This window comes from Hydrogenophaga sp. FW305-3-2-15-A-LB1, from assembly GCF_058787875.1.
The window spans coordinates 19,522-28,789 of record NZ_JBYTAE010000085.1 but is presented as its reverse complement, the minus strand read 5'-3'; the positions used below and the strand labels follow the sequence as shown (position 1 = coordinate 28,789).

The following is a 9,268-nucleotide window of genomic DNA, read 5'->3' as shown; positions in this document are numbered from 1 at the left end:
ATGTCGGGGCGTTGAGGGGGTGGTGAGGGCTTCATGGCCCTCTGGATACGCACCCGGGGAGCGCCTGGATTCAGCCGGGTGCTCAGGCCGCCCGCTGGAAGCCTTCGAGCAGGTTGACGGCGTTGGTGCCGACCTCGTCCACCGCGTAACCGCCCTCGAAGGTGAACACCGTGGGCAGGCCCGCGCCGGCCAGCGCCGCGCCGACGGCGGCGTAGTCGCCGGTCTGGAGCGTGAAGCCGGAGATCGGATCGCCCTCGAAGGTGTCCAGGCCCAGGGGCACCACCAGCGCATCCGCACCGAAATCGCTCACCGCGCGCAGGGCGGTGTCGAGTGCCGCGCGCCAGGCCTGCACGCCGGTGCCGCGCGGCAGCGGCAGGTTGAGGTTGAAACCGGTGCCCGCGCCCGCGCCGCGCTCGTCCGCGTGGCCGAGGAAGAAGGGGTACTCGGTCGCCGGGTCGCCGTGGAGGGAGACCGTGAGCACGTCGGCGCGTTCGTAGAAGATGGTCTGCGTGCCGTTGCCGTGGTGGTAGTCCACGTCCAGCACCGCCACCTTGGCGTGGCCGGCGTCGCGCAGCGCCTGCGCGGCGATCGCGGCGTTGTTCAGGAAGCAGTAGCCGCCCAGAAAATCAGGCCCCGCGTGGTGGCCGGGCGGGCGCGAGAGCGCGAAGGCGCTGCGATCACCACCCGCCACGGCCTGCGCCGCCGCGAGCGCGCAGGCCGCGCCCCCCCGCGCCGCCGCGCGCGGCGGCCCAGGTGCCTGCGGTCAGGGGTGAGCCGGAGTCGAAGGAGAACAGGCCCAGGCGCGCCGCGAAGTTGTGCGGCAACACGTCGTTGCGAAAGCCGTGCCGGTTGGCCAGCGGCCACACCGAGGGCAGGGCGTCGCGCTGCGCGTTGGCGGGGTCCATGGCCACCCAGTCGTCCCAGGCGGTGGCCAGGAAAGCCAGGTAGCGCGCGTCGTGCACGCGGGCGATGGCGGTGTCCAGCGCGGCGGCGTCCACGGCCGGCGGGGTGAGGGTCCCCAGCGGGCGGCGCTGCAGTTCGGCGAGCACGAAGTCCAGCCGCGCGGGCACCTCATGGCAGGGCACCATGCGGCCGCGAAACATTTCCTGCTGGCCGGCGTGGCCGGCGTGGTGGGGGTTGTGAAAGGTTTTCATGCGCTGGCGAACGATGGGGGACGCCCATCGTAGCGAAAGCGGCCGCCTCAGGCCGCCAGCGCCAGCTCCACCTGCCGGGGCTCGGACCGGCGCAGCAGGCCGAACAGGTCCTTCGGGTCGGCCAGCGCGGGGATCAGCGGCAGCGCCTGGCCCAGGCCGAGCTCGCCCGCGACCTCGCGCAGGAAGCGCAGGGCCGAATAGTCTTCCAGCGCGAAGCCGACCGAGTCGAACAGCGTGACCTGCGCCGCGCTGGCGCGGCCGGGGGCGTTGCCCTCGAGCACGTGCCAGAGTTCGGTCACGGCGAAGTCGGCGGGCAGGTGCTGCAGGTCGCCTTCGATGCGGGTCTGCGGCTCGTACTCGACGAAGACCGAGGCCATGCGCAGCACGTCGGGGTGCAGCTCGGTCTTGCCCGGGCAGTCGCCGCCCACGCCGTTGATGTGCATGCCGGGCTCGATCAGGTCGGGCGTGAGGATGGTGGCGTTGGTCTTGTCGGCGGTAACGGTGGTCACGATGTCGGCGCCGCGCACCGCCTGGGCGATGCTGTCGCAGGCGAGCAGCCTCAGGCCGGGCTGGCCCGCGAGGTTGTCCATCAGCTTGCGCGTGGCGGCCGGGTCGGTGTCGTACAGACGGATCTCGTCGATGCCCATGAGGTGGTGGAAGGCCAGGGCCTGGAACTCGCTCTGCGCGCCGTTGCCGATCAGCGCCATGCGGCGGCTGTTGGGGCGGGCCAGCGCGCGCGCGGCCACCACCGACATGGCGGCGGTGCGCAGCGCGGTGGTGAGCGTGAGTTCGCTCAGCAGCACGGGCACGCCGGTGGCCACCTCGGCCAGCACGCCGAAGGCCATCACCGTGGGCAGGCCGCTCTGGGTGTTCTTGGGGTGGCCGTTGACGTACTTGAAGGCGTAGGTGGTGTCGTCGGCGATCGGCATCAGCTCGATCACGCCGTCGGTGGAGTGGCTGGCCACGCGCGCCGACTTGTCGAACGAGGGCCAGCGCAGGTAGTCGGCGTGCAGGGTGCCGGCCAGGCGGTCCAGCGCGGCGGGCAGGCCCAGGCGGTGGACCAGGGTGGCCACATCCTGGGCGCTGAGGAACAGGGTGGGCAGGGAGGACGAGGTGGCGGCTTTCATGGGGAATCCTTGGGTGATGTCCTCAGTGTCGCCAAGCGCTCGATCAATGTAAATCGTCAACTGTGCTTGAATTTCGACAGAAAATTGTCAAAAAGTCAGCCTCGGACCGCATAATGCCCGAATGGACGCCCTGGACCAGCAACTGATCGGCCTTTTGCGCAAGGACGCGCGCACCAACGTGGCCGCGCTGGCCAAGAAGCTGGGCGTGTCGCGCGGCACGGTCACCAACCGCATCGCGCGGCTGGAGGACAGCGGGGTCATCGTGGGCTACACGGTGCGCCTGCGGCCCGATGCCAAGCCCGACGAGATCAGCGCCTGGATGAGCGTGGCGGTGGAAGGCAACCAGACCCGCGCGGTGATCGCCAGCCTGCTGGGCGAGCCCGGCGTGGCCGAGCTGCACGACACCAATGGCCGCTGGGACCTGCTCGCCGAGCTGCGCGCGAGCAGCCTGGCGGAGCTGTCCCAGGTGCTGGAGCGCATCCGCCTCATCCGCGGCATCAGCAGCACCGAGACCAGCCTGCACCTGGCGACGTACCGTCTGTCCTAGCCCAGGGCCTTGAACGATGGCAGCTCGGCCAGCGGCGTGAACTGGCCGGCGCGCTTGTCCTTGATCGCGCTGATGGCCTCGCGCACGTGGGCGTTGCTCCACACCGTGCCCTGCAGCCAGCCCATCTGGCGCAGGCTGTCTTCCACCGAGTGGTCGCGCGCGTAGGTCACGGCCTGTTTGGTGCCCCAGATCGCCACCGGGGGCTTGGCGGCGATTTCCTTCGCGCACTGCAGCGCGGCGGCCACCGTGGCTTCGGCGGTGTCGAACACCTCGTTGACCAGGCCGTGGCCCAGCGCCTTGCCCGCGGGCAGGCGGCGGCCGGTGTAAGCCAGCTCCTTCACGACGCCGAAGGGGATCAGCTTGGGCAGGCGCTGCAGCGTGCCCACGTCGGCCACCATGCCGATGTTGATCTCCTGGATGCAGAAGAACGCGTCGGCGCTCGCATAGCGGATGCAGGCCGCCGTGACCATGTCCACCGCGCCGCCGATGCACCCGCCCTGGATGGCGCAGATCACCGGGATGCGCAGGTTTTCGATCTTGGTGAAGGTGGCCTGCATGTCGGTGAGCAGGTCGTAGATGGCCGCGCGGCCTTCGGGGCTCTGGTCGTCCATCTGGATCGCGCCGCCGAAGGTCTCCAGCGCCATGCCGGCGCTGAAGTGCTTGCCCGTGCTGCTGATGACCAGCGCGCGCGCCTGGCCCTCGTGGTGGATCCGCGTGAGCAGCTCGTCGAGCTCGCGCCAGAAGGTCGGGTGCATGGTGTTGAGCTCGGCGGGCCGGTTCAGCACCAGGTGGGCAATGTGGTCGGTCGTGCTGAGGGTGAAGCAGGTCGGTGCGGTCATGGCGGGCTGGTCTCGGTGGTGGTGGGCAACGGACCACTGTAGTCCGCGCGCGCCACGGGGACTGTCCCGGCCCGGACGGCTCCGCCGCTCAGTTGTACGGCCCCAGCCAGTCGCAGCGCAGGCGGTGCGACCGGTGCACCTTGCGGCGCCAGCGCACGTACAGCCCGGGCGCCCAGATGCCCATCACGCAGAAGGGCAGCAGCCACAGGGCCTCCGAGAAAAAGGCCGGCACGCAACCCACCCAACCCATCACCCAGAACGTGAGCATGCCGTCCCACAGCTGGTATTCCAGCGGGTGGTCCCGGCGGTGCGCCACGTGCCAGCGTTTGATGCGCTCCAACTCGTCAAGCCTGAGACAGAGATTCATGGCAGACCCCTCGGGAATGCGGCTGACATCCAGTCTCTGACACTGTAAGTTTGGCGTCAGCTTCCGTCAATGGCGGCCGCGCGGCCTCAGAACAATTGGGCCGGCTCCGGGGGGCGCTCGGGCTCGGGCGGCACCTCGCCGAGCTTGGCCAGCGAGCCCACGCGCACGCCCAGCAGGCGGATGCGGCGCGTGAGGTCCACCCGCTTGAGGCACAGGCCGGCGTGGCGGCGGATGCTGCTCGCGTCGCTGGTGAAATGGGCGATCGTGCTGTCGCGCGTGACGATCTGGAAGTTGTCGTAGCGCAGTTTCACGCCGATGGTCTTGCCCACGTAGCCCTTGCGCTGCAGGTCGTCGGCCACCTGCTCGCACAGCTGGGTGAAGATGGCGCCGAGCTCGGCGCGGTCGCGCACGGCGTGCAGGTCGCGGTCGAAGGTGGTCTCGCGGCTCATGCTCACGGGCTCGCTCTCGGTCTGCACCACGCGCTCGTCGCGGCCCCAGGACACCTCGTGCAGCCAGGCGCCATAGCTCTTGCCGAAGTGCTCGACCAGCCAGGGCCGTTCGCGCTGCGCGAGGTCGCCGATGGTGTGGATGCCGTGGCCCTGCAGCTTGGCATCGGCCTTGGGGCCCACGCCGTTGATCTTGCGGCAGGGCAGCGGCCAGATCAGCGTCTGCAGGTCGTCCATGTGCACGATGCTGATGCCATTGGGCTTCTGGAATTCGCTCGCCATCTTGGCGATCAGCTTGTTGGGTGCCACGCCGAGGGAGCAGGTCAGGCCGGTGGCCTGGAAGATGCTCTTCTGGATCAGGCGCGCCAGCACGCGCCCGCCCTCGCGCTGGCCGCCGGGCACGTCGGTGAAGTCGATGTAGACCTCGTCCACGCCCCGGTCTTCCATCACCGGCGCGATCTCGCGGATGGTGTGCTTGAACAGGCGCGAGATGCGGCGCACCTCGTCGAAATCCACCGGCAGCAGGATGGCCTGCGGGCAGAGCTTGGCCGCCTTCATCAGGCCCATGGCCGAGCCGACGCCGAACTGGCGCGCGGCGTAGGTGGCGGTGGTGGCCACACCCCGGCCCACGTAGTTTTCAAGCAGGGGAAAGAACTCGATCGGGATGTGGGCCAGGTCCTCGCCGGTCCATTCGCGCTCGGGGTAGGTCTCGCGCAGCCGCGCGAACATGTCGTCCTCGCGCCGCCGCCCGCCGCCGATCACCACCGGCAGGCCCTTGAGCTGCGGGTAGCGCAACAGCTCGACGGACGCGAAGAAAGCGTCCATGTCGAGGTGCGCGATGCGCCGGATGCGGGCCGTGGGAGAGGTCACGGCGGTGAGCATAGCGGCAGTGGTGCCGCCCTCACGGTCAGGTCGGGTACGTGCCCGGCAGCAGGATGCCTTTATCGACCTTCTCGATCTGCGTGTGGCCGCAGAAGGCCATGGTGAGGTCGAGCTCCTTGTGCAGGATCTCCAGGCACTTGCTCACGCCGGCCTCGCCCATGGCCCCCAGGCCGTACAGCATGGGCCGGCCGATGTAGACGCCCCGGGCACCGAGCGCGCGCGCCTTGAGCACGTCCTGCCCGCTGCGGATGCCGCCGTCCATGTGCACCTCGATCTGGCTGCCCACCGCATCCACGATCGCCGGCAGCGCCTCGATACTGCTTTGCGCGCCGTCGAGCTGGCGGCCGCCGTGGTTGCTCACGATCAGCGCGTCCGCGCCCGAGGCCACGCACAGCTTGGCGTCCTCCACGTCCTGGATGCCCTTGAGGATCAGCTTGCCGCCCCAGCGCTTCTTGATCCATTCCACATCGCCCCAGTTGAGCGAGGGGTCGAACTGCCTGGCGGTCCACTCGCCCAGGCTGCCCATGTTCTCCACGCCGCTCACGTGTCCGACGATGTTGCCGAACTGCTTGCGCTTGGTGCCCAGCATCCCCAGCGCCCAGCGCGGCTTGCAGGCGATGTCGAGGATGTTGGCCAGGGTCATCTTGGGCGGCGCGGTCAGGCCGTTCTTCAGGTCCTTGTGGCGCTGGCCGATGATCTGCAGGTCCAGCGTCAGCACCAGCGCGCTGCACTTCGCGGCCTTGGCGCGGTCGATCAGGCGCTCGATGAAAGCGCGGTCGCGCATCACGTAGAGCTGGAACCAGAAGCCTTCGCCCGCGTGCTGCGCCACGTCCTCGATCGAGCAGATGCTCATGGTGGAGAGCGTGAACGGGATGCCGAACTTGCGCGCCGCGCGCGCGGCCAGGATCTCGCCGTCGGCATGCTGCATGCCGGTGAGGCCGGTGGGCGCGATCGCCACCGGCATCGCCACCTCCTGGCCCACCATGGTGCTGCGCGTGCTGCGGTTCTCCATGTTCACCGCCACGCGCTGGCGCAGCTTGATCTTCTGGAAGTCGGCGTTGTTGGCGCGGTAGGTGCCCTCGGTCCACGAGCCGCTGTCGGCGTAGTCGTAGAACATGCGGGGCACGCGCCGCTGGGCCAGGACGCGCAGGTCCTCCACGTTGGTGATCACGGTCATCTCGAAAGTCTCCGGTGTTTTGGGTGTCGTGGCATGTTAGCCGCGCGCCCCGGCCCTCGCTTGTGAAAGCGGGTGGCGCGGCTTTGAAATTTTTGCTGCGGTGCCGCAGCGCCGGGGGGATGGACGGCGGAACCGCCCCCGGGTCGCGGGAGTCCCACCGCCATGAAGCTGAACGCCCTGACCCTTGTCGTCGCCCTGGCGCTGCCCGGCGCGGCCCTGGCCGCCGATGTTTTCCGCTGGGTGGACGAGCGCGGCCAGACCGTTTACGGCACCCAGGTGCCGCCGCAGCACCGGGCCCGGGCCGTGCCGGCCGATGCGCCGCTGCCGCCGGGCACCAGCGCGTGCGAGGCGCGCTGGCACCGCTACCTGGCCAGCGCCGCCTGCTTCGACCAGTACCGCGTGGTCGGCGGCGGCCTCAAACCCGAGGCCTACCGGCGCTGCACCGAGGTGCCCCAGCCCGATCCCTGCACCTGAGCGCGGGCCCGAGTCGGGCCACGGGGGGGTCACTGCGCGGTGATCTTCTGCTCGCGGATGACCTTGCCCCACTCGGCGGACTCGCGCACGATGTCGGCGGCCAGGGGGCCGGCCGGCATGTAGGCCGGCACGGCACCCTGCTGCGCGGCGATCTGCGCGATGTCCGGCGCTTCCATCACGGTGCGCAGCGAGTCGCTCAGGCGCTCGACGATGGCGGCCGGTGTGCCGGCCGGTGCCAGCACGTACAGGCGCGGCACGGCGGAGAAGCCGGGCAGGGCGTCCGACAGGGGATGGATGTCCTCGGCGCCGGCCAGCTTCACCGGGTTCATCACGGCCACGGCGCGCAGCTTGCCTGCCTTGGCCTGGGCGATGGCCGAGGTCGCGCTCACCACACCGAAGGGCACCTGGCCGCTCATCACGTCGGGCACGATCTGCGACGCGCCCCGGTAGGGGATGTGCACGACGAACGTGCGCGCCTGGCCCTTGAGCATCTCGAAACCCAGGTGGTGCACCGTGCCCACGCCCGAGGTGGCGTAGGAGTAGCGGCCGGGGTTGTCCTTGAGCAGCTTCACGAACTCGGCCGGCGTCTTCGCCGGCACCTCGTTGTTGGCCACGATCACCAGCGGCAGGGTGAACACGCCCGCCACCGGCGTGAAGGCCTTGATGGGGTCGAAGCTCATGCGCGGCTGCAGGTGCTGCGCGATCAGCAGAGAGCTGTCGCCCAGCATCAGGGTGTAGCCATCCGGCGCGGCGCGCGCCACCGCGTCGCCCGCGATCAGGCCGGCCGCGCCGGTGCGGTTGTCCACCACCACCTGCTGGCCGAGCAGCGTGGACAGGCGCGGCGCGATCAGCCGCGCCATGGCATCGACGCCGCCGCCCGCCGAGTAGCCGACCAGCAGGCGCACCGGCTTGCTGGGCCAGGCCTGCGCCCAGGCGCTGGTGCCGAGGGTCGCGGCCAGGGCCAGGACCAGCGCGGAGCGCCGGCCCAGGGAGAAGCGGTTGTTGAGGTTCTGCATGTCTTGTCTCCGTTTTTATCGTGGGGAATCTTTTTCAGGCCTTGCCGGCACCGCGCGAGCCCGGGCGCCTGGCGAGTTCCGCCAGCCGCTCGGGGTTGGGCTTGAAGCCCAGGCCCGGTGTCTCGGGCAGGCGCAGCACGCCGCGCTCGGGTTTGGGCAGGTCGTCGAAGACCAGCTCGCAGCACTGCACGGCCACCGAGTGGTATTCCACCAGCGAGCCGTTGGCCAGGCCGGCGTGCAGGTGCATGTTGTGGTGCGGCCAGGCGCCGCCGTTGGCGAAGCGCGTGTTGAAGGCCGCTGCCATGCCCGCGATGCGGCTGCACTGCGTGAAGCCGCCGCTGATGCAGGCGTTGGGCTGCACCACGTCCACCGCCTGCGCGACCAGCATGTCGCGAAAGCGCGAGGCCAGGCCTTCGTTCTGTCCGGCGGCCAGCGGGATGGACGTCTTGGCGCGCAGGCGCGCGAGGTTGGGAATGTCGTTCTGCGACACCGGCTCCTCGAAGAAGCTGATGTCGTAGGGCTCCACCTTCCTGGCCAGCGACAGCGCGTGGAAGTAGTCCAGGCTGCAGTTGGCGTCGATGTAGATCTGCACGTCCGGCCCCACCGCCTCGCGCACCGCGCGGATGCGCTGCACGTCTTCGGCGATCACCTGGTCCAGCGGGCGGGGTTCGTCGCGCCGCTGCAGCGCGTGGTGGCCCACCGTCATCTTCAGGCGCGAGAAGCCCCGGCCCACCCACTCGCGCGCAGCGGCGGCGAGCTCGTCGCGGTCGAAGAAGTTGAAGCCGAAGGTGGCGTACACCGGCACCTCGGCGCGCGCGCCGCCCAGCAGGCGCCAGCAGGGTTCGCCCAGCGCCTGGCCCTTGATGTCCCAGAGCGCGAGGTCGATGGCGGCGATGGCGTGGCTGGCGTAACCCGACTGGCCGCGCGGCGTGAGCAGCCAGTAGAGGCGCTCCCAGACCTGCTCGTGGCGCATCGGGTCCATGCCCACCAGGTGGTGCGCGGCGATGTCGTTGACGATGCTGCCGATCACCTCTTCTTCGGTGATGGCGGTCATGCCGGTGCCGATGAGGCCGGTGTCGGTTTCGATGGTGACCAGACAGACCGAGAGGCTGGTGGTCTGGCTGCGGCTGGGGGATTGCACGGTGACGGGCAGGTTCAGCGGCGTGGCGCTGACGCGGGCGATTTTCATGAAGTCTCCGGCGCGGCCGGGGGCGGCGGCGCTTGTGTTGTGGGGTCTGG

Annotated in this window: 9 protein-coding genes and 1 pseudogene; 2 read left to right on the top strand and 8 right to left on the bottom strand. The window is 70.0% G+C overall.

Annotated elements, in window-relative coordinates:
* Window positions 1–82 precede the first annotated feature (82 nt).
* Together AC3WPZ_RS22645 and ocd are read right to left on the bottom strand one after the other, a co-directional pair.
* Window positions 83–1,154: pseudogene (locus AC3WPZ_RS22645) on the bottom strand (histone deacetylase family protein).
* A 47-nt stretch (window positions 1,155–1,201) separates the two neighbouring features.
* Window positions 1,202–2,281, bottom strand: coding sequence for an ornithine cyclodeaminase (gene ocd, locus AC3WPZ_RS22640; protein WP_444687260.1), 1,080 nt, complete (start codon window positions 2,279–2,281; stop codon window positions 1,202–1,204).
* Between the two features lie 121 nt (window positions 2,282–2,402).
* Here ocd and AC3WPZ_RS22635 point away from each other — a divergent pair, with 121 nt between their 5' ends.
* A complete protein-coding gene (locus AC3WPZ_RS22635; RefSeq protein WP_382321513.1) occupies window positions 2,403–2,828 on the top strand; it encodes an Lrp/AsnC family transcriptional regulator in 426 nt (141 codons plus the stop codon).
* Here AC3WPZ_RS22635 and AC3WPZ_RS22630 read toward each other — a convergent pair.
* The 4 genes from AC3WPZ_RS22630 to AC3WPZ_RS22615 all read right to left on the bottom strand — a co-directional run bounded on the left by AC3WPZ_RS22630 (window position 2,825) and on the right by AC3WPZ_RS22615 (window position 6,539).
* Entirely contained in the window at window positions 2,825–3,667 is an 843-nt protein-coding gene (locus AC3WPZ_RS22630; protein ID WP_492441658.1) for an enoyl-CoA hydratase-related protein, read from the bottom strand. The genes AC3WPZ_RS22635 and AC3WPZ_RS22630 overlap by 4 nt on opposite strands.
* A gap of 88 nt (window positions 3,668–3,755) precedes the next feature.
* Window positions 3,756–4,034, bottom strand: coding sequence for a hypothetical protein (locus AC3WPZ_RS22625; RefSeq protein ID WP_382155032.1), 279 nt, complete (start codon window positions 4,032–4,034; stop codon window positions 3,756–3,758).
* Between the two features lie 86 nt (window positions 4,035–4,120).
* Complete coding sequence (locus AC3WPZ_RS22620) at window positions 4,121–5,362, bottom strand: Y-family DNA polymerase (RefSeq protein ID WP_492441656.1); 1,242 nt, start codon at window positions 5,360–5,362, stop codon at window positions 4,121–4,123.
* A 25-nt stretch (window positions 5,363–5,387) separates the two neighbouring features.
* Window positions 5,388–6,539, bottom strand: coding sequence for an alpha-hydroxy acid oxidase (locus AC3WPZ_RS22615; protein WP_382321507.1), 1,152 nt, complete (start codon window positions 6,537–6,539; stop codon window positions 5,388–5,390).
* A 162-nt stretch (window positions 6,540–6,701) separates the two neighbouring features.
* Here AC3WPZ_RS22615 and AC3WPZ_RS22610 point away from each other — a divergent pair, with 162 nt between their 5' ends.
* Window positions 6,702–7,013 (top strand): DUF4124 domain-containing protein, encoded by a 312-nt coding sequence (locus AC3WPZ_RS22610; protein WP_382321505.1) that lies wholly within the window; start codon window positions 6,702–6,704, stop codon window positions 7,011–7,013.
* A gap of 29 nt (window positions 7,014–7,042) precedes the next feature.
* Here the strand turns inward: AC3WPZ_RS22610 and AC3WPZ_RS22605 are convergent, their stop codons facing one another.
* Together AC3WPZ_RS22605 and AC3WPZ_RS22600 are read right to left on the bottom strand one after the other, a co-directional pair.
* Window positions 7,043–8,029, bottom strand: coding sequence for a Bug family tripartite tricarboxylate transporter substrate binding protein (locus tag AC3WPZ_RS22605; RefSeq protein WP_492441653.1), 987 nt, complete (start codon window positions 8,027–8,029; stop codon window positions 7,043–7,045).
* 34 nt (window positions 8,030–8,063) lie between these two features.
* Entirely contained in the window at window positions 8,064–9,218 is a 1,155-nt protein-coding gene (locus AC3WPZ_RS22600) for a mandelate racemase/muconate lactonizing enzyme family protein (protein ID WP_444687257.1), read from the bottom strand.
* Window positions 9,219–9,268: the final 50 nt, after the last annotated feature.

Excerpts from the sequence above, each read along its gene's own strand:
- ocd (WP_444687260.1), bottom strand. The coding sequence starts at position 2,281 with ATGAAAGCCGCCACCTCGTCCTCCCTGCCCACCCTGTTCCTCAGCGCC.
- AC3WPZ_RS22635 (WP_382321513.1), top strand. The coding sequence starts at position 2,403 with ATGGACGCCCTGGACCAGCAACTGATCGGCCTTTTGCGCAAGGACGCG.
- AC3WPZ_RS22630 (WP_492441658.1), bottom strand. The coding sequence starts at position 3,667 with ATGACCGCACCGACCTGCTTCACCCTCAGCACGACCGACCACATTGCC.
- AC3WPZ_RS22625 (WP_382155032.1), bottom strand. The coding sequence starts at position 4,034 with ATGAATCTCTGTCTCAGGCTTGACGAGTTGGAGCGCATCAAACGCTGG.
- AC3WPZ_RS22620 (WP_492441656.1), bottom strand. The coding sequence starts at position 5,362 with ATGCTCACCGCCGTGACCTCTCCCACGGCCCGCATCCGGCGCATCGCG.
- AC3WPZ_RS22615 (WP_382321507.1), bottom strand. The coding sequence starts at position 6,539 with ATGACCGTGATCACCAACGTGGAGGACCTGCGCGTCCTGGCCCAGCGG.
- AC3WPZ_RS22610 (WP_382321505.1), top strand. The coding sequence starts at position 6,702 with ATGAAGCTGAACGCCCTGACCCTTGTCGTCGCCCTGGCGCTGCCCGGC.
- AC3WPZ_RS22605 (WP_492441653.1), bottom strand. The coding sequence starts at position 8,029 with ATGCAGAACCTCAACAACCGCTTCTCCCTGGGCCGGCGCTCCGCGCTG.
- AC3WPZ_RS22600 (WP_444687257.1), bottom strand. The coding sequence starts at position 9,218 with ATGAAAATCGCCCGCGTCAGCGCCACGCCGCTGAACCTGCCCGTCACC.